This window comes from Brevundimonas sp., from assembly GCF_004210735.1.
Classification (GTDB): domain Bacteria; phylum Pseudomonadota; class Alphaproteobacteria; order Caulobacterales; family Caulobacteraceae; genus Brevundimonas.
This window is the reverse complement of sequence record NZ_SDZL01000013.1, coordinates 21218-46626: the sequence shown is the minus strand read 5'-3', so window position 1 is coordinate 46626 and position 25409 is coordinate 21218. Positions and strand designations below refer to the sequence as shown.

Genomic DNA, 25409 nt, shown 5'->3' with positions numbered 1-25409 from the left:
ACATCATCCGCATACTCCCCGACAGGAGGCTGGACCCTGGCCGGGCGGGACGCAAGCGGCCCCACGCGATTCCGGCTTACAAATCCGTCACCTGAATGCCGGGGTCAGCGGCCCCAGCGACCGCCGGACCAACGGCTTTCGCCCTGATAGCGACGATCCTCGACATAGCGGCCGTCGCGGTCGTACCAGCCGTAGCCGTCCTGATACTGGTCGTAGCCTTGCAGTGAATAGCCGTCGTCGGCGTAGGCGAAGCCCAGGATGCCGTCTTCCTGTTCCCACCAGTCGCGGGGATAGGGGCCGAAGGCGCAGGACCAGCCGTCACCGCCGCCCCAGTGCGGCTCATAGCGGTCGCGCCAGCGGGGGCGGAACTGCGGGCGGCAGGCGTATTGCGACCAGACGCGGTTGTCCCGCGCCTCGATGCTGGCGCGCGGTTCGGCGAAGATGACCTGGCGCACGCCGGCGAAGACGTTGTTGGTGACCACCGCCCGGCCCGAGGCGGCGGCGACGCCGACGGTCTGGGCCCGGATGCGGCTGTCGGTCAGGCGCAGTTCGCCGTTGTAGAGGACGGCGCCCTTGTCGGCGCGGCAAATGCGGCTGTTCTTGATGTCGACCGAGGCGCCCTCGACCGCCACGCCCTCGACGTAGCCGCAGATGGCGGTGTTGGCGATCTCGACCCGGCCGTAGTCGCGGCTGGAGCGGACGATGACGCCGATGGAGCGCGGGCCGAAGCTGTTCGGCGCCTCGGACCCCTTTAACGTCGTGGCGGAAATGGTGGCGGTCTGGCCGGCGCCGGGCGTCAGCTCCATGCCCACCTGGGCGCCCGAAACCACGACCTCATAGGCGGTCAGGGTCGCGCGGTCGGCGACGATGGCCGGGGCCACGGTCTGAGCCTCGATCATGGCGTTGCGGATGTCCAGCAGGCCGCCGTCGGCATAGATGGCCGCCTCGTCGCCCGCATGGCGGAAGCCGACGCGGTTCATGACGATCTCGGCGCCGTAGCCGACGATGCAGGCGGCGTCGCCGCCGCGCGGCGAGGCGAAGACCACGTCGCGGATCTCGACCCGCGCGCCCTGGCCCACGGTCATGCAGGGCAGGCCGTCCGGCGCCTGGAGCGTGGGGGTCGGATGACGGTTCCAGTCGCGGGGGTCAAAGCCGCCCTCGCCGATGATGGTCATGGGCTTGTCGATGTTCAGCCAGCCGACGCAGGGCCCGCCCCGCGCACGCAGGATCAGGGTGCCGCCGGGCCGGACGCGGCGCACCGCGCCCTCGACCGCGCCCGTGCCGGGATTGCCGCCGCAATCCACCAGCACGACCTCTTCCTGATACGGCGGGCGGCCCGGGTAGGGCGGACGCCAGCCGGGGCGGTGGTCGCCATAGCTCCAGCGGCGATGCTGGGGCCGGGCGCGGCTGCGGGTCGGCGGGTCCAGCAGGACGCCGAAATTCGGACGGGTCTGGCTTTCGACCTTGGCGGCGGTCTGGGCCTGCGCCTGGGGTGCGGGCGCGCCGACGGCCAATGCGGCGCCGGCGATCAGGGCGGAGAGAACGGCGAAGCGGCGGATCATTCCCGGGCCTCCTTAGCGGCGCTGCGAGCGGGACACCTGGGCCAGGACGGCCTGCAGGCGCGATGCGGACGGGCCGAAGCCCGACAGGGCGGATTCGATCCGCATGACGACGGCCTGGGCCTTGTCCTGATCGGACACGCCGGCGACACCGAGGGCGAAATAGGTCGACAGGGCGAACTTCGCCTCGGGGCTGCCCTGACGCGCGGCCTCCTCGAACCAGTGGAAGGCGCGGGCGTAGTCGGTCGGCACGCCGATCCCTTCGGCGTACATGACGGCCAGCACCAGTTGCGCCTCGGACGAGCCGTTGACGGCGGCCAGCTGGATCGCGCGGACCCGCTCCAGCCACGACAGGCGCGATTCCATCGGATGGCCCAGCATGGCCTCCAGCGTTTCGATCTGGCGCTTGGACAGGTCCTCGGGGCGGGCGGCGACCGTGTCGGTGACGCCGAGGTAGCGCAGCGCCCGGCCAACGTGGACGAACGGCAGGTCGCTCATCCGGGTCAGGGCGTACTCATAGGCGTCGCCGCGCGGGCGGCTTTCGTCCGAGAAGGGCACGCCCGACTGCGGCGCGGTGTTGGGATAGAATTCGAACGGCGGCACCCACTGGCGCGCCTTGGCCTCTACGAAGCGGCCGTATTGCGAGCGGCCGGGCGAGGATTTCTCGAAATCCTTGAGCAGGACATAGGCGCCCACGTCGCCGGTCTGGACCGCCAGATAGTTGTACAGATAGGCGTCCACGTCGTTGCGCTGGAACAGGCTGGCGGCGGTGGGATAGCCGCGACGGCCGACGCGCGGGCCGGGCCCTTCGTTGGTTCCGCGACCGATGGCGCGGCGGGCCTGGGGGTTATCCTCGGGTTCGCCATAGGGGCCGTACAGGCTGTCGTGCAGCCGGGCCAGGGTGCGGAAACCCTGGGCGTCCTGGGTCGACAGGACATAGATGACCCGGTCGCGCACCGCCTCCTGCTCGTCGCGGGTCATCTGCGCCAGTTGGCGGTCCAGCCGCTGATAGGCCATCTGGCGTTCCCACGCCCGGCAGTCGTCATAGCGCGACAGCGGCCGCCAGCCGCCCAGCCAGCCGCGATCGACGCGGTTGATCGGCGCGAACCCCTGCTCGTTCGCCAGCGCCATGGCCAGCCAGACCGAGCTTTCGATCGGGTCCTCGATATTCTTGTCGGTTGCACGCTGGGCCGCATAGCGCGAACCCAGCTCAAGCTGGGCGAAGAAGTCGCCGCGGAAGGCCGCGCGGCGCAGCAGACGCAGGCCCGTTTCCTGGGCGTTGAACTCGGACCCCGTCATCGAGGCGGGGCGCGGACACTGGTTGGCGGCGGCGTCCTTGCGCCAGAATTGCACGTCCCGCGTATCGCAGGCGGCGACGGTCAGCGTAGCGGCCGCCAGCACGACGGCCACGGCCCCGACGGCCAGCGGCGCGCGACCGCGGCCCCGGCCGCGGCGCTCGTCGTCCATGACGTTGTGGTCGCCCATACGCCCCTCGTCCCTCAGGTCCGCGCCGCCCCTGCGACGCCCAGCCGTTAACCATCCTGAATAACGATGGTCTGGTCCAGTTAACTCGCTGTCAAGGTTAACGCTGGTTTGCGACAAAGCGTTGCCGCACTTGGGTCAAATTGAGACAAATTCGACAAACACGCGACGAATCAGCTGGTTGTCACTCGCCTGTCAGGGGAATTCCGGCGCCTCTCGCGGGTCGCAGGTGCAGGGCCTATATGCGCGGCTTACGGAGAATCCCATGACCTACGTCGCCCGCACCGACCGCCCCGCCGACAAGGCCGCCTGCTATGCCGAGGTCGAGGCCGAGATTCTGGCGGTGCTGGACGGCGAGCCGGACCGGGTCGCGCGCATGGCCACGGTCGCCTCAATGCTGAACGACGCGTTCGAGAACTTCTTCTGGACCGGCTTCTATGTGGTCGATCCGGCCAAGGGCGACGAACTGGTGGTTGGACCCTATCAGGGGACGCTGGGCTGTCTGCGCATCGCCTTCGGGCGCGGCGTCTGCGGCACGGCGGCCGCGACGCGCCAGGCCCAGGTGGTCGAGGACGTCCACGCCTTCCCCGGCCACATCGCCTGCGACAGCCGCTCGGCCAGCGAGATCGTGGTCCCGGTGCTGGATGCGTCGGGAGACCTGATCGCCGTGCTGGACGTGGACGCGACCGAAAAGGCCGCCTTCGACGCCGTGGACGCCGAGGCGCTGGAACGGCTGATGGCGCGAGTGTTCGCGGCCGGTTGATCGGGGCGGGTCTGGCTCTATGGTCCCGCTCCGATAACGGAGAACGACGATGAGCGAACGGGTTGTGGCGATCACGGGGGGACACGGCGTCCTGGGCAGCGCCGTCGTGCAGGCAGCGCTGGACGCCGGGTTGAGCGTCGCCGTGATCGATCACGCGCGCGGCCACACGGTCCCGGACGGTGTGCTGGCGCTGGGCGGGGTGGACCTGACCGACGCGGCGCAGGGCCAGCAGGCCATCGACGCGGTGGCCGAACGATTCGGGCGGCTGGACGCCCTGCTGAACATCGCCGGCGGCTTTATCTGGCAACCGACCGACGCGGCCGACCCGGCGTGGGAGCGGATGTATGCGCTGAATGTGCTGACGGCGTTGAACGCCAGCCGGGCGGCCCTGCCCTATCTGCAGGCATCGGACGAGGGACGGATCGTCAACGTCGGCTCTGCCGCCGCGCTGAAGGCGGGCGCCGGCATGGGGCCCTATGCGGCCGCCAAGGCGGGCGTGCACAGCCTGACGCAGGCCATGGCCGAGGAACTGAAAGGCGGCTCGGTCACCGTCAACGCCGTGCTGCCGTCGATCATCGACACCCCGGCCAACCGCAAGGACATGCCCGAGGCGGACCCTTCGCACTGGGTCGCGCCGGCCGATCTGGCCCACGCCATCCTGTTCCTGGCCTCGCCGCAGGCGCGGGCGATCACGGGCGCGCTGGTGCCGGTCACGGGCCGGGTCTGATGGCCGGGCGGGTCCGCAGCGTCCTGTTTCTGCCCGCCTCGAACGCGCGGGCGATCGAGAAGGCGCGGGCCCTGCCCTGCGACGTGGCGGTGCTGGACCTTGAGGACGCCGTCGCGCCGGACATGAAGATCGAGGCCCGGGCAGCGGCGGTCGCGGCGGCGCGGGCGGGCGGTTTCGGCCCCCGGCTGGCGGTGCGGATCAACGCGCTGGACACGCCGTGGGGCGCCGACGACCTGACGGCGCTGCGGGACACGCCAGTCGACCTGATCGTCGCGCCCAAGGTCGAGAGTGCGGCGGCGGTGCGGGCGCTGTCCGATGCCATGCAGCCCGACGCCCGATTATGGGCCATGATCGAAACGCCGCGCGCCGTGGTTGGCCTGGACGAGGTCGCCTCGGCCGGGGGCGCGCTGGCCGGGCTGATGCTGGGCGTCAACGATCTGGCCAAGGACCTGAAGACAGGCATGTCGCCGGATCGCGAGCCGCTGAAGCCGTGGCTGGCCGCTGTCGTCGCCCAGGCGCGGGCCAACGGCCTGACTGCGCTGGACGGCGTGTTTAACCGCTTTGAGGACGAGACCGGGTTTGCGGCGGAATGCGCGCAGGGCCGGCTGTACGGCTTCGACGGCAAGAGCCTGATCCACCCCCGCCAGATCGACAGCGCCAACGCCGCGTTCGGCCCGACGACGGCCGAGATCGTCTGGGCGCAAAAGGTGGTCGCCGCCTTCGCCGCACCCGAGGCCGAAGCGCTTGGCGTGATCCAGGTCGAGGGCGAGATGGTGGAGCGGCTGCATCTGGCGCAGGCGCAGGCGTTGCTGATGGGCCTCTGAGCCCTTTGTTCCGCCAGAGCTGCAACGGCGTCGGTGGGATTGAGGTCAGAGTTCGCGCGGCTGGCCGGAAAGTCGCGCCCACGCGTCCCCGACTGGCAAGATCTCCAGCCCGGCCGTCGTGGCCGCCCGGATCAGCCGATCCAAATCCTCGGGTCGGCAACCGTAATCCGTCGGCCGATCCTCCACGTCGTGCCCATAGGCGATCAGCCAGCCCTTCCGCTCGGCCGCCTCGGCGACCAGCGCCTCCAGATCGTAGCCGGGCAGGCGGCGGCTCTCCAGGCCGATGGCTTGCAGATTGGCCCGGTCGCAGCGGCCGACGTTGACCCCGTCGCGCACCCCGCGCCCCAGCAGGAAGCGGTCGTCGATCACCCTTTTGGCGGGCACGGTCACGTCCCCGAACGGCCAGGCGAAGCTGGTCATGACGTGGCCGTCCAGCCGCTCGGCCACCCAGGCGGCGTTGGCGGCCAGCTGCGTCTCCAGCCCGGCGCGGTCCAGCCGCAGGGCGCTGACGTGATCGAAGGTGTGGCACCCGACCTCGTGTCCGGCTTCATGCAGGGCGCTCAGATGGTCGACGTCGAACTGGGCCTTGCCCATATTCACCTCGCCGCACAGACCGCCCGCGACATAGTAGGTCGCCTTGACCCCATGCTCGGCTAGCACCGGTCCGGCCTCCGTCCAGGCGCTGGCGGGAAAGTCGTCGAAGCTGACGCTCAGCATCCCGCGCGGCGGCGCGACGGTCGCGGTGCGGGCGCCGAGGTAGCGCGCCGCCCGGCGGCGCATCTGGTCGAACTGGGTCTTCATGGCGCGATCATGCCCCGTCGCCGTTCAGGAAGGGTGAAGGCCCCCGCCTTGCTGGACAGCGCTGCCGGCCCTATGGTCCGCCCCCTCCCGAAATCGCACCGAATTCCAGACCGTGGCCGCCAACGAACCGCTCGCCTTCCAGGACCTGATCCTGACGCTTCACAAATACTGGGGCGATCAGGGCTGCGCGATCCTGCAACCCTATGACATCGAGGTGGGGGCGGGCACTCTGCACCCGGCGACGGTGCTGCGCGCCCTGGGGTCAAAGCCGTGGAAGGCCGCCTATGTCCAGCCGTCGCGCCGCCCCGGCGACGGCCGCTATGGCGAAAACCCCAACCGGCTGCAGCACTATTACCAGTATCAGGTCATCCTGAAGCCGAACCCCGACAACCTGCAGGAGCTGTATCTGGGCTCGCTGGCGGCCATCGGCATCGACCCGAAACTGCACGACATCCGCTTCGTCGAGGACGACTGGGAAAACCCCACCGTCGGCGCCTGGGGCCTGGGCTGGGAGGTCTGGTGCGACGGCATGGAGGTGACGCAGTTCACCTATTTCCAGGGCGTCGGCGGGATTGAGGTCGACGTCGTCTCGGGCGAGCTGACCTATGGGCTGGAGCGTCTGGCCATGTACGTCCAGGGCGTCGACAACGTCTATGATCTGAAATTCACCAAAGAGGGCCTGACCTACGGCGAGGTCTTCCTGGAGAACGAACGCCAGCAGTCCGAAGCCAATTTCCACGGCTATGACGTCGCCGCGCTGAAGCGCCGGTTTGAGGATATGGAGCGCGAGGCCGCCCACTTCCTGACGCTGAAGGGCCCGCAGGGCCAGCCGCTGATCCTGCCCGCCTATGACCAGGTGCTCAAGGCCAGCCACCTGTTCAACCTGATGGACGCCCGCGGCGCCATCGCCGTCGCCGAACGCCAAAGCTACATCGGCCGCATCCGCGACCTGTGCAAGGCGTGCGCCCTGGCCCAGGTCGAGCATGAGCGCGCCACCGCATGACGACTGACGACCAGCTGTCACCCCCATCCCAACCCTTCCCCCATCAAGGGGGAAGGGCTCTCTGGCGCGCCCGCGATCAATGGGTGCGGGACGAAAACTGATGCCCCAGCTCCTTATTGAAATCTTCTCCGAAGAAATCCCCGCCCGCATGCAGCAGGGGGCCGCGCGCGATCTGGAACGGATGGCGTCCGAGCGGTTGAAGGCCGCCGGCCTGACGTGGGACGCGCTGACCACATTCGCCGGGCCGCGCCGCCTGACGCTGGTGGTCGAGGGCCTGCCGACCGCCACGCCCGACCGCAACGAGGAGGTCAAGGGTCCCAAGACCTCGGCCCCCGCCCAGGCGCTGGACGGCTTCCTGCGCAAGACCGGCCTGACCCAGGACCAACTGACCGAACGCGACGGCGTCTGGTTCGCCGAGATCAGCCAGCAGGGCCGCGCCACGACCGAGGTGATCGCCGAAAGCCTGGACCAGATCCTGCGCGCCTTCCCGTGGCCCAAGTCGCAGCGCTGGGGCTCGGGCGCCTTCCGCTGGGTGCGCCCGATCCACCGGATCGTCGCCCTGTTCGACGGCGTGGTGGTCCCCTACGCACTGGACCTGGGCAGCACGGTCGGCGGCGAGGGCCGCAAGATCGTCGCCTCCGACGTGACCGAGGGGCACCGCTTCATGGGCAGCGGCCGGCCCTTCGCGGTCAAGGATTTCGCCGACTATCGCGCCAGGCTCGAGAAGGAATACGTCCTGCTGGACGTGGCCGACCGCAAGCTGCGGATTCTTGAGGGAGCCAAGGCCGCCTGCGCCGCGCGGGGTCTGGCGCTGGTCGACGACGACGGCCTGCTGGACGAGGTGGCGGGCCTGGCCGAATGGCCGACGCCGATCCTGGGCGACATGGACCCGCAGTTCCTGTCCCTGCCGCCCGAAGTGGTCCGCCTGTCGATGAAGGTGCACCAGAAGTATTTCGCCGTCCGCGATCCGGCCAAGGATGGGCTCGCCCCCAACTTCCTGGTCGTCGCCAATGTCGAGGCGAGCGACGGCGGCGCGGCCCTGACCGCCGGTAACAGCCGCGTCCTGTCGGCCCGCCTGAACGACGCCCGCTTCTTCTGGGACGAGGATCAGAAGGTCGGCTTCCAGGCCTGGCTGGACAAGCTGTCCGGCGTCACCTTCCACGCCAAGCTGGGCACGATGGCCGAGCGCGTCGACCGCATCGCCGCCCTGGCGCGCGAGATCGCCCCGCTGGTCGGCGCCGACCCGCATCAGGCCGAGTTCGCCGCCCGCCTGGCCAAGGCCGACCTGGCGTCGGGCATGGTGGGCGAATTCCCGGAACTGCAGGGGATCATGGGCGGCTATTACGTCGCCGCCCTCAAGCCCTTCCCCCTGGATGGGGGAAGGGTTGGGATGGGGGTGACCCCGTCGGCCGATGAAGCGTCAGGCGCGGATACGTCCGCCGCCGCCGTCACCCTCACCCCCAACCCCTCTCCCATCAAGGGAGAGGGGAGCCTGCGGGCGCTGGCCGACGCCGTCCGCGACCACTACAAACCCCAAGGCCCGGCCGACACGGTCCCGACCGCGCCGCTGACCGTCGCCGTCGCCCTGGCCGACAAGCTGGACACCCTGGTCGGCTTCTTCGCCATCGACGAAAAGCCCACCGGCTCCAAGGATCCCTACGCCCTGCGCCGCGCCGCGCTGGGGGTGATCCGGCTGGTGCTGGAAAGCGGCGCCCGCGCTCCTCTAGCGGCGCTGATTACCGCGGCGCTGGGTTCCTTCGTTACCAGCTTCAATCAACGTGCCGCAGTGGTCTCTATCGAAGCCGAAGTGCAGCAGATCGTCAGCCTTGTTGATGTCGATGCTGCCCTCTCGAAGGGTCTCTGGGTGATGCCGGGAGACGCCGTTTATGGCGGCGCTTACAGCGAGGCAGGGCTCGCTGAATCGGCGACTGCGCGTCTAGTCGAGTTGGTCTCGGTAGGCGAGTTGCAAGCTGGAGTTCTCGCCTTCTTCGCCGACCGTCTGACCGTCCTGCTGCGCGATCAGGGCCAACGCCACGACCTCGTCGCCGCCGTCTTCGCGTTGGGCGACGACGACCTCGTCCGCATCGTGCGCCGCGTTGAAGCCTTGGCCGCCTTCCTGGCCACGGACGACGGGGCGAACCTGCTGGCGGGGTACAAGCGGGCGTCGAACATCCTCAAGGCCGAGGAGAAGAAGGGGCCGCTGCCGACCGGCATGGTTCAGACCGGCCTGCCGGGTCAGCCCGAGGAGGAAACGACGCTGGCCTTCGCCGCCGCCGCCGCGTCCACCGCTGTCGACGCCGCCCTGGCGGCCGAGGATTTCGCCGCCGCCATGCGCGCCCTGGCCGCCCTGCGCAGCCCCGTCGACGCCTTCTTCGACAAGGTGATGGTCAATTCGGACGTCCCGGAAGAGCGCGAGAACCGGCTCAAGCTTCTGGGCCAGATCCGCGCCGTCATGGGCCGCGTCGCCGACTTCGCCCAGATCGCGGGTTGAAGCGCACCAAACGACCCTTCTCCCCTCGGGGGAGAAGGTGGCTTGCGGAGCAAGACGGATGAGGGGGCTGCCGGACCGGCCCCTCGACATCAACCTGTCTGCCCGCTGACAGCGCCCCCTCATCCGAGCGCCTTTCGGCGCCCACCTTCTCCCCCGAGGGGAGAAGGGCTAAGGCAGCGCCATGAACGCCGCCGTCCTGACCAATCGCGTGTGGGTCTTCGCCCTGGCGACCCTGTGCTGCCTGCTGTGGGGCAGCGCCTATCCGGCGATCAAGATCGGCTATCGGCTGCTGGCCGTGGCGCCCACGGACATCGCGTCCCAGATGCTGTTCGCCGGCTGGCGGTTCGCCCTGGCCGGCGCGCTGCTGCTGGTGTTCATCACCCTGATGCGCCGGCCGGTGCTGCGGCTGGACGGGCGGCAATGGCGCCAGGTCGGCCTGCTGGGCCTGACCCAGACGACGATCCAGTATGTTTTCTTCTACATCGGCGTGGCCCATGCGACGGGGGCCAAGTCGGCGATCATGAACGCCACCGGCGTCTTCTTCAGCGTCGCCCTGGCTCATTTCATCTATGCCGACGACCGGTTAAGCGGGCGCAAGCTGCTGGGCTGCGTGATCGGCTTCGCCGGGGTGATGGCGGTCAATCTGGGCAAGGGGCCGATGGGCGTGGACTTCAGCCTGCTGGGCGAGGGGTTCGTCATCATCGCCGCCTTCGTGCTGGCCGCCGCCTCCATCTATGGCAAGCATGTCTCGCGCGGGCTGGACCCCATGGTCATGACCGGCTGGCAATTGTTTATCGGCGGGGTCGTGCTGGTGGCCATCGGCCTGATCGGCGGGGGTCAGCTGGGCGCGTTCGACGCGGCCTCGGCCGGGCTGCTGCTGTATATGGCGCTGCTGTCCTCGGTCGCCTTTGCGGTGTGGAGCTTGCTGCTGCGGCACAATCCGGTCGGGCTGATCGCCGCCTTCAACTTCCTGATCCCAGTGTTCGGCGTGGCCCTGTCGGGCCTGTTCCTGAACGAAAGCGTGCTGCGCTGGAGCTATGCGGCGGCGCTGATCCTGGTCTGCGTCGGCATCTGGCTGGTGACGCGCGGCCCGCGCGCCCGGCCGCTGGTGATCGCGCGCAGCCACTAATCTGAAGCCCTCCCCTCGAGAGGAAGGGAGTCCTGCGCGTCTTGCCGCAACGCAACATTTCCTCACGCATTGTTACAGGCGGCCATGGCCTCGGACCGTCCGGCGCGCTAAAGCCATGACCCATCTGCGAGCGGGGCGAACCCGCCTGATTCCACGGCTCAGGGGCTGATTGATGACTCAGTGGGTGTACGGCTTCGGTGGCGGTTCCGCCGACGGCGACGCGTCGATGAAGAACCTTCTCGGCGGCAAGGGCGCGAACCTGGCCGAGATGTCGTCGCTGGGCCTGCCCGTTCCCCCCGGCTTCACCATCACGACCGAGGCCTGTGTCCACTATTACGCCAATGGCCAGACCTATCCCGCCGCCTTGGCCGATCAGGTCGCGGCCGGCCTGAAAAAGGTCGAGGGCATCGTCGGCAAGACATTCGGCGACGCGGCCAATCCCCTGCTGGTGTCGGTCCGCTCGGGCGCCCGCGCCTCGATGCCGGGCATGATGGACACCGTCCTGAACCTGGGCCTGAACGACCAGACGGTCGAGGGTCTGGCCAAACTGTCCGGCGACCGCCGCTTCGCCTTCGACAGCTATCGCCGCTTCATCCAGATGTATTCCAACGTCGTGCTCGATCTGGGCCACGACCTGTTCGAGGAAGTGCTGGACGACCACAAGGATCGGCTGGGCGTCTCGGTCGACACCGAACTAACGGCCGAGAACTGGGAACGCGTCGTCGCCGACTACAAGGCGCTGGTCGAACGCGAGATGGGCCAGGCCTTCCCGCAGGATCCCCATGATCAGCTGTGGGGAGCCGTCGGCGCCGTCTTCGCCAGTTGGATGAATGACCGGGCGAAATTCTATCGCCGCATGCACGACATCCCCGAAAGCTGGGGCACCGCCGTCAACATCCAGTCGATGGTGTTCGGCAATATGGGCGAGACCTCGGCCACCGGCGTCGCCTTCACCCGCAACCCCTCGACCGGCGAGGCCAAACTCTACGGCGAATTCCTGATCAACGCCCAGGGCGAGGACGTGGTGGCGGGCATCCGCACCCCGCAGTCCCTGACCCGCGCGGGGCGCGAGGAAATGGGCGAAAAGGCCCCCTCGATGGAAGAGGCCATGCCGGTCGTCTTCGGCGAGTTCGTCGAGGTCGTCGGCCGGCTGGAGTCGCACTATCGCGACATGCAGGACATCGAGTTCACGGTCGAACAGGGCCGGCTGTGGATGCTGCAGACCCGCAACGGCAAGCGCACCGCCAAGTCGGCGCTGAAGATCGCGGTCGATCTGGCCTCCGAAGGCGTGATCTCGCAGGAAGAGGCGGTCAGCCGGGTTGAACCCGCCGCTCTGGACCAGTTGCTGCACCCGACGCTGGACCCGAAGGCCGAACGCAAGGTGGTGGCCGCGGGCCTGCCCGCCAGCCCCGGCGCCGCGACCGGCAAGATCGTCTTCGACGCCGACGAGGCCGAGCGTCTGGCCCAGGCCGGCGACGCCGTCATCCTGGTGCGTGAGGAAACCAGCCCCGAGGACATCCACGGCATGCACGCGGCGCGCGGTATCGTCACCGCTCGTGGCGGCATGACCAGCCACGCCGCCGTCGTCGCGCGCGGCATGGGTCGCCCCTGCGTCTCGGGCGCGGGCGAAATCTCGATCGATGAAAAGGACGGGACCTTCATGGCGCGCGGCCGCACCTTCCGTGCGGGCGAGGTCATCACCATCGACGGCTCCAAGGGCGAGGTGCTGGACGGCGCCGTGGCCATGATCGAGCCGGAGCTGACCGGCGACTTCCAGACCCTGATGGCCTGGGCCGACAAGGTTCGCAGGCTCAAGGTCCGCGCCAACGCCGAAACCCCGCTGGACGCCCGCACCGCGCGCGGCTTCGGGGCCGAGGGCATCGGCCTGTGCCGGACCGAGCACATGTTCTTCGACGACGCGCGCATCGCCGCCGTGCGCGAGATGATCCTGGCCGATGACGAAAAGGGTCGCCGCGCGGCCCTGGCCAAGATCGCGCCGTTCCAGAAGTCGGACTTCGTCGAGCTGTTCACCATCATGGCCGGCCTGCCGGTCACGGTGCGTCTGCTGGACCCGCCGTTGCACGAGTTCATCCCGCACACCGAGGCGGAAATGGACGCCCTGGCCGCGACCCAGGGGCTGGACGCCGCCAAGCTGAAGCGCCGGGCCAAGGAGTTGCACGAAACCAACCCCATGCTGGGCCACCGCGGGTGCCGGCTGGGCGTCGCCTATCCCGAGATCTACGAGATGCAGGTTCGCGCCATTCTCGAGGCGGCGCTGGAGGTGAAGCAGGCGTCCGGTCAGGCCCCGATCCCCGAGATCATGCACCCGCTGGTCGCCTTGGGTCTGGAGATGAAATACCTGCGTGAACTGACCGATCGCACCGCGCGCGAGGTGTTCGCCGGCGCCGGCGACAGCGTCGAATACCTGGTCGGCACCATGGTCGAACTGCCGCGCGCAGCCCTGCGCGCCGGAGACCTGGCCCAGCACGCCGAGTTCTTCTCCTTCGGCACCAACGACCTGACCCAGACGACGTTCGGCATCAGCCGCGACGATTCCGGCCGATTCCTGCAGGCCTATCTGGACAAGGGCATCTTCGAGACCGACCCCTTCGTCCGCCTGGACCAGGACGGCGTGGGCGACCTGATCCGCATCGCCGAGGAGCGCGGCCGCGCCGTCAAGCCGGGCCTGAAGATGGGCATCTGCGGCGAGCATGGCGGCGACCCGTCGTCCATCGCCTTCTGCGAGACGGTCGGCCTGGACTACGTCTCGTGCTCGCCCTATCGCGTGCCGATCGCCCGCCTGGCCGCGGCCCAAGCCGCCCTGTCTGCGCGCTCGGGTCAGGAGCGCGAGAAGGACCGGTGACCCCGCCGGCCGGCCTGACGGTCGCCGTCGTCGGCCCCGGGGCCATCGGCGGTACGGTCGCGGCCTGGCTGTCGCGCAGTCCGCTGGTCCGCGACCTGACCCTGTGCGTCCGTACGCCGCTGGACCGGCTAGTCGTGGACACGCCCACCGGCATGATCGAGGCTGCGCCCCGCATCGTCACCCGACCCGGCGCCGTCACCGCCCCGGTCGACTGGGTTCTGATTGCCACCAAGGCTTATGACGTCGAAGCGGCCGCGGCCTGGCTGGCGCCGCTGGTCGGGCCCGACACCCGGGTGGCGGTGCTTCAGAACGGCGTTGAGCATGTCGCCCGCTTCAGCCCCTTCGTCGATCCCGCGCGCGTCCTGCCGGTGGTGGTCGACCTGCCGGCCGAGCGGTCAGCGACGGGGCGGATCGCCCACCGCCGGGCCGGAACGATGACCGTCCCTGCGGGCGAGGCGGGGCGCGCGTTTGTCGCCCTGTTCGACCACAGCATCATCGAGGTCTCGACCACGGACAACTTCCTGTCCGCCTGCTGGACCAAGCTGGCGCTGAACTGCGCCGGGGCGGTCTGCGCCCTGACCGGCCGTCCGGCGGGCGTGGTCGCGGCGCCGGGCATGGCCGAACTGATGCGCGGCATGGTGCGCGAATGCGTGGCCGTGGGCCGGGCCCAGGGCGCGTCGCTGGACGACGACCTGCCCGACGTGGTGGTCGAGCGCACCCGCGCTTCGCCCCCGGACTCGGTCAACTCGCTGCTGGCGGATCGGCTGGCCGGACGGCGCATGGAATGGGACGCCCGCAACGGCGTCATCGTCCGTATGGGCGCCGCGCACGGTCTGGATGCGCCGCTGAACCGCATGGCGGCCACGCTTCTGGGTGCGCTTGAGTAACGCTGTATGTGTTTCGCGGCCCACAGTTCAGTGGATGTAATTGCTCGACCTCTGGAACGACATCATCGCTGACCTATTTAGTGTCTCGCTGGATGGGGCCGGTGACCGGAGAAGTCACCGCATCTAGGAGTTATAGAAACAATGCGTAACATTCTTCTCGCTACCGCCGCTCTTTCTCTGCTTGCCGCGCCTGCCATGGCGCAAAGCATGTCTTCGCCGACCTATTACGGTACACTGGGCTACAGCCAACTTGATCACTCGGATGGTGATCTGGGCGCCGTGACCGGTCGACTGGGCGCCAAGCTCAACCCCTATTTCGGCGTCGAGGGTGAAGCCTCGTTCGGCGTCAAGGACGATGAATTCACCGTCGCCCCGGGCGTCGATGGCAAGGTCGAACACGAGTACGATGCGGCCGCCTATGTGGTCGGCACCCTGCCCCTCAGCCCGAACTTCGAACTGTTCGCGCGCGGCGGTTACGGCACCTCCAAGATCAAGGCCGAGGTCGGCGGGATCGAAGCGGACGCCGATGGCCAAAGCTGGAACTACGGCGTCGGCGCCAACTACTTCCTGGATGGCCAGAACGGCATCCGTGGCGACTGGACGCGTCGCGACTTCAAGGACGACGGCGGTGAAGCCGACGTCTATTCGCTGAGCTACGTCCGTCGCTTCTGATCGAAGCGCGGCCCATACGAGAAAGGCGCGTCCTGCGGGGCGCGCCTTTTTTCATGTCCGACCGGAAAACGAACTCAGGCGAACTCAGCCGTGATGGCCCAGCGCTGCGACCCCTCGCCGAACGGGCGGAAGAACAGGTCGCGATAGCGTTCGAACACTTCGATGATCCTGGCCGCCAGATCCTGGGTTACGGACTCGCCGCGCTGCCGTTTGAGCGCCGCGACACAGTCGACCACGACCTTCTCATGCGCCGAACCGCCCATCTTCTGAAGGACAGTGGCGACGTCCTGCGCCAGCGGATCCAGGGCCTTGGCCCAGGGATTCGTGTTCTGAGTCATTCGGGAAACCCCCTCGTTCTCGACACTTTGAAACGCCTCGCAAAAACCCGTGCAGGGAGTCAAGCGGAGCCGCGCATTCGTGATCGAGGCGAGTGGATTTTTGAGATCAGGCCCGTTTTCGGACGAACACGGTTCCCGCCGAATAGCCCGCGCCGAAGCTGCAGATCAGACCCACGTCGCCCGTCGCGAACCCGTCCTGATGCAGGTGGAAGGCGATGACCGACCCCGCCGACGAGGTGTTGGCGTAGGTGTCCAGGATGATGACGTTTTCCTCGGGGTCAGGCTCGCGGCCCAGCACCTTCTTGCCGATCATCTGGTTCATGTTGATGTTCGCCTGGTGCAGCCACAGCCGCTTCAGGCCGGTCGGGTCCAGGCCCAGTTCGCCGGCGTGATCCACGATCATCTCGGCCACCATCGGCACCACGTCCTTGAACACCTTGCGGCCCTGCTGGACGAACATCTTGTCGCTGAGGCCGTCCGACTGGATCGGCTCGGTCCCGCCGGTCGGCAGGGCGGCGCGGTTCAGGAAGCCGAAATTGTTGCGGATGTTGTTCGAGAAGACCGTTTTCAACCGCGTGCCCATGATCTCCCAGCCGCCGGGCGCGGCCTGATCCTCGGCCTCCACGATCACGGCCGTGGCGACGTCGCCGAAGATGAAGTGGCTGTCGCGATCCTTGAAGTTCAGGTGGGCCGAGCAAATCTCGGGGTTCACCATCAGCACCGCCTTGACCGAGCCCGAGGCGATGAAGTCCGCCGCCGTCTTCAGGCCAAAGGTCGCCGAACTGCACGCCACGTTCATGTCGAAGGCGAAGCCCTCGATCCCCAGCGCCTGCTGCACCTCGATGGCCATGGCCGGATAGGGGCGCTGCATGTTCGACGCGGCGCAGATCACCGCCCCGATCTCGCTGGCCGGCTTGCCCCAGGCTTTCAGCGCGTCCTGCGCCGCCTTGACCGCCATTTCGGCCAGGATGGACAGGTCGTCGTTCGAGCGCGCCGCCAGATTGGGCAGCATCCGCTCGGGGTCCAGGATGCCCGCCTTGTCCAGGACGAAGCGCGACTTGATGCCCGACGCCTTCTCGATGAACTCGACCGAGGAGCCGGTCTTCATCTCGACCTCGCCGGCGGCGATGGCCTCGGCGTTCTCGGCGTTCCAGGCGTCGGCCCAGGCGTTATAGGCGGCGACCAGTTCCGCGTTCGAGATCGACTGTTCCGGGGTGAACAGGCCCGTGGCGGCGATGACGGCTTTAGACACTGTGTTGTTTCCCTATCGCTCGGCGCGCGGCGCCTCGCTGCTTGAGGGAAATCGGCCCTCGCGGCGAAGTTCGGGCGCCTCGCGCGGACTGGTCCGTTGCGATGACAAACCTCCTCAATAGGACGGTGGAAGGCTCCGGTCGAGACTGGCCTTGATCCCGCGCCACCAGCGATTGACCCGCCCGCGCGGCGGGGCCGGCAGCGGCTGGTCCCGCGCCGCGATCAGCGCCTGGACCAGGTCCTCGGCCTCGCACGGCCAGCCGTCCGGCGTCACATAGACCGGATAGCCGATCAGGGCGGCGTGGATCAGGCCCTGCAAGGATGCGCGGCGCGTCCGTCGCTCGAACGTCATCCGGTCATCGGTCAAACCCCATCCCGCATAGAAGGGCCGGCCATAGACACTGACCGCCTTGCCCCGCATCAACGCCTCGAACCCCGTCAGCGAGGTCAGTGTCGCCAGCCGGTCGCAGGCGTTCAGGCAGTCCACGATATCCAGATCGTCGGCGCCGGCGTCGACCTCTGACATGGCGGCGGCGTCCAGCAGCCCCGGCCGATTGCCCGCCGTCACGTCCGGATGGTTGCGATAGATCAGGAAGGCGTCGGGGTGATCGGCCCGCGCCGCCTTCACCAGACCGGAGTTGGTGCGGATGTCGCCGCAGCCCATCAGGATCGACCGGTCGTTCTCGACCTGACCGACCACCAACAGGATCGGCCTGTCGGTCGGCCAGCTGGCCGGAACGCCCGCGCCCTTCAGATTGTATTTCGACAGGCCCGCCTCGACCACGCGCGCCCTCAGCCGTTCGGCGCGCGCCGCCTGTTCCGGTGACGGCTCGCCCGCCTGGATCAGGCTCTCCAGCCGGCTGGGCCCGGTCGGGTCGTAATAGACGCCCTGATCGTCCAAGGCGACCGACAGGGCGCCGAAGAAGTCGGATCCCAGCCCGCGTGAGCGGATGAAACCATCCTCCATCCGCACGACCGGCCCCTCGAACGCATCAGCGGCGGCCCGGATCTGCGGCGTCTCCTTGCCGGCCCACCAGATCAGCCTGCCGCCCGTCGCCCGCGCATGGGCGACGGCGGCGGATGCGCGCCAGAAGTAGCGGGCACGACCCTTGGGCGAGTTCAGCAGGCGGCGCACCGGCGGCCGCTTGGCCGGGGCGAAGCCGACGGCGGCCCAGTCGCCCGCCAGCCGGTCGGCCCGATCGCGCAGGGCGATCAGCCGTTCCAGCGCCTGCTCGGCCTCGCAGCGCTTGCCGGTGACCGGATTGACATAGCGGGTGTAGGCGATCAGGGCGGCGGCCGCGACCTGCTCCAGATCGCGGGCGACGCCGCGCCGTCCGGTCTGAACGGCGTCTGTCGTCAGCCCCCAGCCGGAGTAGAAGGGCGCCCCAAAGCACCGCACCGGCAGGCCGCGCAGCAGCGCCTCGAACCCCAGCGCCGAGGTCACGACATAGACCGCGTCCACCACCGCCAGCAGGTCCGCCGGTCGCACGTCGGTGTCGATCAGGGTGACGCCATTCAGCATCTCCGCCGGGATGCAGCCCTGTTTACGGCCAGCCGCCACGGCCGGATGGCGCTTGACGATCAGTTGGGCGCCCGGCTCGTCCCGCCGCGCGGCCGCCAGCATCTCGGAAAAGCTGTCCTCGGTCGCCAGCCCATAACCGATCGAGGCGTCGCCGAACGTCTGATCCACGATCAGCACGCGGCGGCCGGGTTTCAGCAGACTTTCGTCCAGCGGCCCGCCCATATTGGTCTTGGACACGCCCGACGCCACGATCCGGTTGATCAGGCCGCGCGCCCGCCCGCGCATCGCCGTGTCGCACCAGTCGGGGGCTGTCTGAATAAGTTGCTCCAGCCGGCTGGGCCGCGTCGCGTCGTAATAGACGCCCAGGTCGTCGACGATCAGGCTCAGGCTGGTCGCGCCGCTTTCGCCCAGACCGACCGAGCGCAAAAAGCCGTCCTCCAGCGCCACATAGGGTTTGCCGTGCGTCTGCGCCCACTTCCGCCCCGCAGCCGCCGTCGGCTTCATGCCCCAGCCCAGCACCGCCTGCGTCTGGGCTCCGGGCAGGGCGGACAGGTCGTAATCGGGCAGGAACGCCTTGAGAAAAGGAACTTTCAGCACGCCCGGCGCACACACCCAGGCGCGGGTCTTTTCAAGCGTTGGTGGTGATGCGGTCATGGGTTGTGTCTACGGTCTGTAGAGTCCGGGCGCCAGCTTACCTCCCTTCTCCCCTTGCGGGGCAGGATCAGCGCCCATCCGCCCACTTGATCAGCGCATCGCGCGGCCAGGCCATGATCCATGATCGCGCGACATACCCGCCCTTCTCGATCAGGGCGGCGCGGGTCGGTGATGAGGTGGCGGCGCGTTGGGTGTGGATGTCGCCCGGCCCCTGATGGACCATGAAGGCGCCGCCTTTCAGCGGGTTCAGGCGCAGATAGGCCAGACGTGGGCTGATGCTCTCCAATGGCGGATCGTAGAACCAGCTGGAGCCGATCATGCCGGCCATGTGCGGGCGACGCTTCAGGATGGCGGCGGCGGTGGCCCAGGCGCGGTCCCAGCCGGGCTCGTTGAAATCGGCCAGATGGCGGGACTCCGTGTGCACCTCAAGCCACGGGCGCCAGCCGGCGGCCGCGATCCAGGCGGGGACGGCGTTCAGGCCGTGACCGGCCAGGGCGCTGCGCACCACCGGGCCGGCGCCCAGCGGCGAGGACAGATCGATGATCTGGGTCTGGGCGCCCGGCACGCTGAGCGCCAGCGACACCCGCACGTCCTTGGCCCAGAAGTCGCGGTCGTAGGCGGCGGTCTCGGCGTTGAGGAAGGCGGCCAGTCGATCGATGTGGTCGGGATAGAGGGCCAGCACCTGATCCGGCAGGTCTTCGGCGGCGATGCGGGCGGGCAGTTCCTGCGCCCACAGGGCGATCAGGCCGCGGCGCAAATCGTCCGACGCGTCCGGGCCCAGCAGTTGATCCACCGCATGGGACGGCAGGTCGAAATTCCAGTGCGGCGCGGCGGTGGCGGCGGCGATGGCGGCGTGGGGGGCCAAGGCCTCGATCCGCGTGCGGTCGGCGGGCGACAGGCGGTCCAGCACCCGGTTGAATGCGGCGATCTGGGAAACTGAGAGCGTATCCATGGCGAGCAGCCTAGCCGCCCGCCGTGTGCATTCGGTTAAGTCAGCGCACGCGGTTCGATGTCGGGCGCACCCAAGGTGCACGCGCGCACCCACCAGTCGGGATGGGCCGTGGACAGTTGAGCCGCCGCCGCCTGCGCCGCCTGACGCGTGGCGCACAGGCCAAAGACGGTGGCGCCCGAGCCCGACATGCGCGCCAGATCAACGCCGGATGCGGCGACGGAGGCGATGACGTCGCCGATCACCGGGTTCAGGGCGACGGCGGGCGCCTCCAGATCGTTTCGCTGCTCGGCCAGCCAGGCGATGACGGCGGATACGCTCCAGTCGGCGGGCGGGACGGGACGGTCGGCGGTGCGCGGGGCGGCGTCATAGGCGCGGTAGACGGCGCCGGTCGGGGACGGCACGCCCGGATTGACCAGCACACAGGGCAGCGGCGGCAGGCGCGGCTCGTCGGTCAGGACATCCCCCCTGCCCTCAGCCCAGGCCGGGCGGGCGCGCAGGCACATGGGGCCGTCGGCGCCGACCGCAGCCGCGACCGCCTCCAGCGCAGCGTCGTCATGGGGCAGGTCCAGCAGGACGCGCGCCAGCCGCAGGGCCGCGCCCGCGTCGGCCGATCCGCCGCCCAGACCGGCGGCGATCGGCAGCCCCTTGTCCAGCGTCAGGCCCAGACCGTCCGCGCCCAGCGCCCGCAAGGCGCGCAGGATCAGATTGTCACCCTCGCCTGACAGCGCGTCGGCGAACGCGCCTTCGACCGTCAGAGACAGCCCCTCCCCCCGCCGCACCGTCAGCCGGTCGCCGACATCGGCGAAGGCGGTCAGGCTGACCAGCGGGTGATAACCCTCGCCGTCCACCGGCCCGACGTGCAGGAACAGATTGACCTTGGCCGGGGCGAAGGCCGTCAGGACGTTCATTGCGCTCAGAGCCCGGCGCCGTTCCCGGCGGTCGGGGTCAGGCCCTCGGCCAGCTTCTTCTCAACCGAGGCGCGGCGTTCGGCGTCGATGTCGAGACTGAGGACGCGGGCCCACTGGAAGCCGGCCTCGCGCTTGCGGCCGACCTGCCAGTAGGCGTCGCCCAGATGGTCGTTGATTTCGGCGTTGGCGGGCAGCTTGTCGACGGCGCCCTCCAGGATCGGCACTGCGTCCGCATAGCGGCCCTGGCGATAGCGCGCCCAGCCCAGCGAGTCCTGAATGTTGCCGTCGTCCGGATCGGCCGCGTGGGCGCGCTCGATCAGGCCGACGCCCTGATCGACCCGGCGACCGCTATCGACCCACAGATAGCCGAGATAGTTCAGCGCGGTGGCGTCGTCAGGCCGGGCCTGAAGCGCAGCCCACAGTTCAGCCTCGGCCTCAGGCAGGCGGCCCAGGGATTCATAGACGGCGCCGCGCATGAATCGCACGTCGAAGCCCTGACGTGCGGTGTTCAGCAGGGGGCCATTCAGCAGGGCCAGCGCCTCTTCGTTCTGCTGTATCTCGGACAGCAGGGCGGCGGTCATATAGGCCACGCGGGGATCGTCGGGCGAGGCGGCGGCGGCGCGGCGCAGTTCGGCCAGGGCGGCCTCGGCCTCGCCGTCGCGTTGCAGGCTCATGGCGATCTGGGTGCGGGCGGCGGCGTAGATTTCGCGGTCCTGCGGGCCGATCTGGTCCAGCGCCGCGCGAGCGGCGGCCTCGAGCCGGCCCTGGGCCAGCGTCTGGCCCAGCAGCATGCGGATTTCATCGTCGCCGCGCAGGTTCAGCGACAGACGCAGATAGACCACGGCGAACTCGTGCGCGCCCTCGGCCGAGGCCTGTGCGGCGGCGGCGGCCAGCGACAGGGCCGCGCCGTCGCGATAACCGGGCGCCGCAGGCGGGCGGCCGCCAGCGGCCAGACGATCGCGCGCCCGGCGAAGCGGCGCATCGGAGGCGGCGCCGATCCCGGCGTCATAGACGGCCTTGGCCTCGGCGGCCCGGCCCCGGCGCTCGAGGAATTCGCCATAACCCAGACGGAACAGCTGGGCCGCGCCGGACTGACCGGCCAGGGCCGCCAGTTCGGCCTCGGCGGCGGCATAGTCGCGCCGACTTTCCAGCAGCATCGCGCGATTGTGACGGTAGAAGAGGGCGGCCAGCGGATCCAGTCCCGGCGGCTCGGCGGCCAGGGCGCTGTCCCAGTCGCCCGCCTCGGCCGCGATCCACGGCTGAACCAGGATGGCGGCGCGGCGGTGCGGCGAGGCGACGGGCCGGTCCTGGGCCAGGGTCAGGGCCGCGCGGGCGTCGCCGTTGACATAGGTCTGGACGATCTCGACCAGGCGGCCCGCCTCGACGATCACGGGCGACAGGTCGCCGCCGGACGGCGCGATGCGCGCGGCGTAATCCAGATCGCCCGACATCAGGGCGGTGGTGAAGGCCTGCTCGCGGACGCGGGGCTGTTCGGGCGTCAGGCGCTGGACCTGGGACAGATACTGGGCGCCGGTCTCGCCCTCGCCCAGCGCGAAGGCCAGGCGACCGGCCAGATACAGGCCATAGGCGCTCTGGCCATACGGGTCGCGCGGCGCGGGGGACCATTCGGCGGGAATGGGGGGCGGGGTCGCCGCCGCCTCTTCCTCGAGCACGACCTCGATGTTCGGGATGACGACGGGGTCTTCCTGCGGCTCCTCGGTCGAAAGCTCGGCCTCGGCCCCCTGGGCGACGGGGCCGCCCTGCTCCGCCACCTGGGCGGCGGCGGGGGAGGCCAGGATCGGAGCCAGGGCCAGGGCGGCCAGAAGCGGCGAAAGGGCGACGAAGGCGGGCAGGGTCAGGCGCATGGGCGGACAGTTGACGCTTTGTCCGCCCCTCGCAAGAGGCCCCATCGCAGCCTCGTCAGATATTGGCCTCACATATTCGGATAGTTGGGGCCGCCGCCGCCCTCGGGCGTGGTCCAGACGATATTCTGCGACGGATCCTTGATGTCACAGGTTTTGCAGTGGACGCAGTTCTGGGCGTTGATCTGGAAGCGCGGATTCTGGCCCTTTTCGTCGGTCAGCACCTCATAGACGCCGGCCGGGCAATACAGGCGCGCGGGCTCGCCGTATTTGGGCAGGTTGACGTTGATCGGCACGGACGGGTCCAGCAGCTTCAGGTGGGCGGGCTGGTCCTCGGCGTGGTTGGTGTTCGAGATGAACACCGACGACAGCTTGTCGAACGACAGCTTCCCGTCCGGCTTGGGATAGGCGATCGCCTTGTGGTCCCTGGCCAGGCCGGTCGAGGCGGCGTCGGTCTTGTTGTGCTTCATCGTGCCGAACAGCGACAGGCCGCCGGTCAGGTGATTCAGCCACATGTCGAACATGCCCAGCGCCCCGCCCATGACGGTGCCGAAACGGCCCAGCAGCGGCTTGGCGTTGCGGACGATGCGCAGCTCCTTGCACACCCACGAGGCGTCGTAGGCGGTCTGGTATTCGGTCAGGACGTCGCCCGAACGGCCGGCGATCACCGCGTCATAGGCGGCGTCGGCGGCCAGCATGCCGGTCTTCATGGCGTTGTGGCTGCCCTTGATGCGGGGCACGTTTACGAAGCCCGCCGAACAGCCGATCAGGGCGCCGCCGGGGAAGGCGAGTTTCGGCACCGACTGATAGCCGCCTTCGGTGATCGCCCGCGCGCCGTAGGAGATGCGGGTTCCGCCCTCCAGATGTTCGGCGATGGCCGGATGGTGCTTGAAGCGCTGGAACTCGTCGAACGGCGACAGGAACGGGTTGGCGTAGTTCAGGTGCACCACATAGCCGACGGCCACGTAGCGGTCGCCGAAGTGATAGAGGAACGAGCCGCCGCCGGTCTTGTCGTCCAGGGGCCAGCCGGTCGTGTGCTGGACCAGGCCGGGGTGGTGCTTGTCGGCCGGGATCTGCCACAGTTCCTTGATGCCGATACCGTATTTCTGGGGCTCGGCGCCGTCGCACAGGTTGTGGCGGGCCATGACGGTCTTGGCCAGTGAGCCGCGCACGCCCTCGGCGATGAAGACGTATTTGCCGTGCAGTTCGATGCCGGGCTGGAAATCGCCGGTCGGCCGACCCTCGCGGTCGATGCCGAAGACGCCGGCGACGACGCCCTTGACCCGACCGGTGTCCTCTTCCCAGACGACGTGGCTGGCGGCCATGCCGGGATAGACCTCGACGCCCAGTGCCTCCGCCTGTTCGGCCAGCCAGCGGGTCACATTGCCCAGCGAGGCGATGTAGCAGCCGTGGTTGTGCATGAAGGGCGGCATGGCGAACATCGGCAGAGACGCCTGGCCCTGCGGCCCCAGGATCAGGAATTTGTCCCTGGTGACCGGCGTCTCCAGCGGGGCGCCGCGCTCTTTCCAGTCGGGGAAGAGTTCGTTCAGGGCGCGGGGGTCGATGACGGCGCCGGACAGGATGTGGCCGCCGATCTCGGCCGACTTCTCCAGCACGGCGACGGTGATGTCCTTGCCGTCCTTTTCCGCGCGCTGCTTCAGGCGGATGGCGGCCGACAGGCCGGCGGGACCGCCGCCGACGATGACGACGTCGTATTCCATCACTTCACGCTCAACGCCGGTCAGCGCCTCGAGCGGGGGAAGCTTGTCGATCACGGCTTCCTGCCACGCATTCGCCGCGCCGCCTTCGATCGCTTCCTCAGCCATAACCAGTCTTCCCCGTAACAAGTCGTGATGCGCCTTATCCGTAGGTGACGCGGCGGTGGTCAAGGCTTATTCCCTGTGGCGGATGAACGCCCGGACGGACGATTTCGCTGCAACCGAAGCCCTGCTCGCCTTCTGGCGCGATGCGGGCGTCGACGCCTGCTATGCGGATGCGCCAGTGGATCGGACCCTGATCCCCTCGCCTGCGGTCCAGGCCGTAGCGCGGGCGGTGTCGCCGGTGGCGCCGATCCGTGCGGTCGAAACGAGCGACGCCGCCAGCGAGGCGCGGCGCCTGGCCGCCGGGGCCGCCACGCTGGACGACCTGGCCCAGGCCGTCGCCGCCTTCGAGGGCTGCCCCCTGCGCGGGATGGGCGCCCGGCAGGCGGTGTTCGCACGCGGCAATCCGCAGGGCGACCTGCTGGTGATTGGCGAAGGCCCCGGCGCGGAAGAGGACGCGCGGGGCGAACCCTTTGTCGGCAAGGCGGGGCAGTTGCTGGACCGGATGCTGGCGGCCGCCGGGCTGACCGACCGGGTCTTCATCACCAACACCGTCTTCTGGCGACCGCCGGGCAATCGCACGCCGACGCCGCAGGAGCAGGCGGTTTGCGCGCCCTTTGTCGAGCGGACCTTTGCCCTGTTGCAGCCGAAGGTCGTGCTGCTGCTGGGGGCCGCGGCGACCAAGGCGGTGCTTCAGACCGACGAGGGCATCATGCGCGCGCGCGGTCAGTGGAAGGAATGGCGCCTGGCCGAGGGCGCGGTTTCGGCCCCCGTTATGGCGACCTTGCACCCCGCCTTCCTGCTGCGTCAGCCGCAGGCCAAGAAGGCGGTGTGGGGGGATCTGCTGGCCCTGGCCGCCCGCCTCGAAGCCGCCAAGGTTGTGGGCGAAGGCTGATTCCGG

The 25409-nt window shown here is 69.1% G+C and carries 20 protein-coding genes; 10 read left to right on the top strand and 10 right to left on the bottom strand.

What is annotated here, in order from left to right; translation table 11 throughout:
* Nucleotides 1-104: 104 nt before the first annotated feature.
* Together EON91_RS04495 and EON91_RS04490 are read right to left on the bottom strand one after the other, a co-directional pair.
* Nucleotides 105-1562, bottom strand: a complete 1458-nt coding sequence (locus EON91_RS04495) for a hypothetical protein (protein WP_292091899.1) — start codon at nucleotides 1560-1562, stop codon at nucleotides 105-107.
* Nucleotides 1563-1574: 12 nt separating this feature from the next.
* Nucleotides 1575-3044 (bottom strand): tetratricopeptide repeat protein, encoded by a 1470-nt coding sequence (locus EON91_RS04490; protein WP_292091897.1) that lies wholly within the window; start codon nucleotides 3042-3044, stop codon nucleotides 1575-1577.
* A gap of 262 nt (nucleotides 3045-3306) precedes the next feature.
* Here EON91_RS04490 and EON91_RS04485 point away from each other — a divergent pair, with 262 nt between their 5' ends.
* Genes EON91_RS04485 through EON91_RS04475 form a run of 3 tightly spaced genes read left to right on the top strand, consistent with a single transcriptional unit; the run spans nucleotide 3307 to nucleotide 5355 of the window.
* Nucleotides 3307-3804, top strand: coding sequence for a GAF domain-containing protein (locus tag EON91_RS04485; protein ID WP_292091895.1), 498 nt, complete (start codon nucleotides 3307-3309; stop codon nucleotides 3802-3804).
* A 49-nt stretch (nucleotides 3805-3853) separates the two neighbouring features.
* A complete protein-coding gene (locus EON91_RS04480; protein ID WP_292091894.1) occupies nucleotides 3854-4531 on the top strand; it encodes an SDR family NAD(P)-dependent oxidoreductase in 678 nt (225 codons plus the stop codon).
* Nucleotides 4531-5355, top strand: coding sequence for a CoA ester lyase (locus tag EON91_RS04475; protein ID WP_292091893.1), 825 nt, complete (start codon nucleotides 4531-4533; stop codon nucleotides 5353-5355). Before EON91_RS04480 ends, EON91_RS04475 begins: the two co-directional genes overlap by 1 nt.
* A gap of 45 nt (nucleotides 5356-5400) precedes the next feature.
* Here the strand turns inward: EON91_RS04475 and EON91_RS04470 are convergent, their stop codons facing one another.
* Nucleotides 5401-6156 carry a polysaccharide deacetylase family protein gene (locus EON91_RS04470; protein ID WP_292091892.1) on the bottom strand — a complete coding sequence of 252 codons (756 nt, stop codon included), beginning with the start codon at nucleotides 6154-6156 and terminating at the stop codon, nucleotides 5401-5403.
* A gap of 112 nt (nucleotides 6157-6268) precedes the next feature.
* Here EON91_RS04470 and EON91_RS04465 point away from each other — a divergent pair, with 112 nt between their 5' ends.
* The 6 genes from EON91_RS04465 (at nucleotide 6269) to EON91_RS04440 (ending at nucleotide 15201) form a co-directional block, all read left to right on the top strand.
* Nucleotides 6269-7159, top strand: coding sequence for a glycine--tRNA ligase subunit alpha (locus EON91_RS04465; RefSeq protein WP_292091891.1), 891 nt, complete (start codon nucleotides 6269-6271; stop codon nucleotides 7157-7159).
* A 100-nt stretch (nucleotides 7160-7259) separates the two neighbouring features.
* Nucleotides 7260-9650: a glycine--tRNA ligase subunit beta gene (gene glyS / locus EON91_RS04460; protein WP_292091889.1), complete on the top strand. Its 2391-nt coding sequence runs from the start codon at nucleotides 7260-7262 to the stop codon at nucleotides 9648-9650.
* Between the two features lie 181 nt (nucleotides 9651-9831).
* Nucleotides 9832-10779: a DMT family transporter gene (locus EON91_RS04455; RefSeq protein WP_292091888.1), complete on the top strand. Its 948-nt coding sequence runs from the start codon at nucleotides 9832-9834 to the stop codon at nucleotides 10777-10779.
* 172 nt (nucleotides 10780-10951) lie between these two features.
* Entirely contained in the window at nucleotides 10952-13642 is a 2691-nt protein-coding gene (ppdK, locus tag EON91_RS04450; protein ID WP_292091887.1) for a pyruvate, phosphate dikinase, read from the top strand.
* Nucleotides 13639-14529 carry a 2-dehydropantoate 2-reductase gene (locus EON91_RS04445; protein WP_292091885.1) on the top strand — a complete coding sequence of 297 codons (891 nt, stop codon included), beginning with the start codon at nucleotides 13639-13641 and terminating at the stop codon, nucleotides 14527-14529. The genes ppdK and EON91_RS04445 overlap by 4 nt, the downstream gene beginning before the upstream one ends.
* 207 nt (nucleotides 14530-14736) lie before the next feature.
* Entirely contained in the window at nucleotides 14737-15201 is a 465-nt protein-coding gene (locus tag EON91_RS04440) for a porin family protein (RefSeq protein WP_292091884.1), read from the top strand.
* Between the two features lie 74 nt (nucleotides 15202-15275).
* On the opposite strand, the gene EON91_RS04435 is transcribed toward EON91_RS04440, so the two are convergent.
* The 7 genes from EON91_RS04435 to EON91_RS04405 all read right to left on the bottom strand — a co-directional run bounded on the left by EON91_RS04435 (nucleotide 15276) and on the right by EON91_RS04405 (nucleotide 24409).
* Entirely contained in the window at nucleotides 15276-15539 is a 264-nt protein-coding gene (locus tag EON91_RS04435) for a hypothetical protein (protein WP_292091883.1), read from the bottom strand.
* A 106-nt stretch (nucleotides 15540-15645) separates the two neighbouring features.
* The gene (locus EON91_RS04430) at nucleotides 15646-16791 is read right to left on the bottom strand and encodes a beta-ketoacyl-ACP synthase III (protein ID WP_292091880.1); all 1146 of its coding nucleotides are present in this window, start codon (nucleotides 16789-16791) and stop codon (nucleotides 15646-15648) included.
* Between the two features lie 114 nt (nucleotides 16792-16905).
* On the bottom strand, nucleotides 16906-18966 hold the full coding sequence (locus tag EON91_RS04425) for a capsular polysaccharide biosynthesis protein (protein WP_292091878.1): 2061 nt from the start codon (nucleotides 18964-18966) through the stop codon (nucleotides 16906-16908).
* A gap of 67 nt (nucleotides 18967-19033) precedes the next feature.
* Nucleotides 19034-19918: a hypothetical protein gene (locus EON91_RS04420; RefSeq protein ID WP_292091877.1), complete on the bottom strand. Its 885-nt coding sequence runs from the start codon at nucleotides 19916-19918 to the stop codon at nucleotides 19034-19036.
* 35 nt (nucleotides 19919-19953) lie between these two features.
* Entirely contained in the window at nucleotides 19954-20826 is an 873-nt protein-coding gene (locus tag EON91_RS04415) for a 4-(cytidine 5'-diphospho)-2-C-methyl-D-erythritol kinase (protein WP_292091875.1), read from the bottom strand.
* A 5-nt stretch (nucleotides 20827-20831) separates the two neighbouring features.
* Nucleotides 20832-22691, bottom strand: a complete 1860-nt coding sequence (locus EON91_RS04410) for a tetratricopeptide repeat protein (RefSeq protein WP_292091874.1) — start codon at nucleotides 22689-22691, stop codon at nucleotides 20832-20834.
* Between the two features lie 68 nt (nucleotides 22692-22759).
* Nucleotides 22760-24409 (bottom strand): electron transfer flavoprotein-ubiquinone oxidoreductase, encoded by a 1650-nt coding sequence (locus EON91_RS04405; protein WP_292091913.1) that lies wholly within the window; start codon nucleotides 24407-24409, stop codon nucleotides 22760-22762.
* Between the two features lie 187 nt (nucleotides 24410-24596).
* Here EON91_RS04405 and EON91_RS04400 point away from each other — a divergent pair, with 187 nt between their 5' ends.
* Nucleotides 24597-25403, top strand: a complete 807-nt coding sequence (locus EON91_RS04400) for a uracil-DNA glycosylase (protein ID WP_292091912.1) — start codon at nucleotides 24597-24599, stop codon at nucleotides 25401-25403.
* Nucleotides 25404-25409 lie beyond the last annotated feature (6 nt).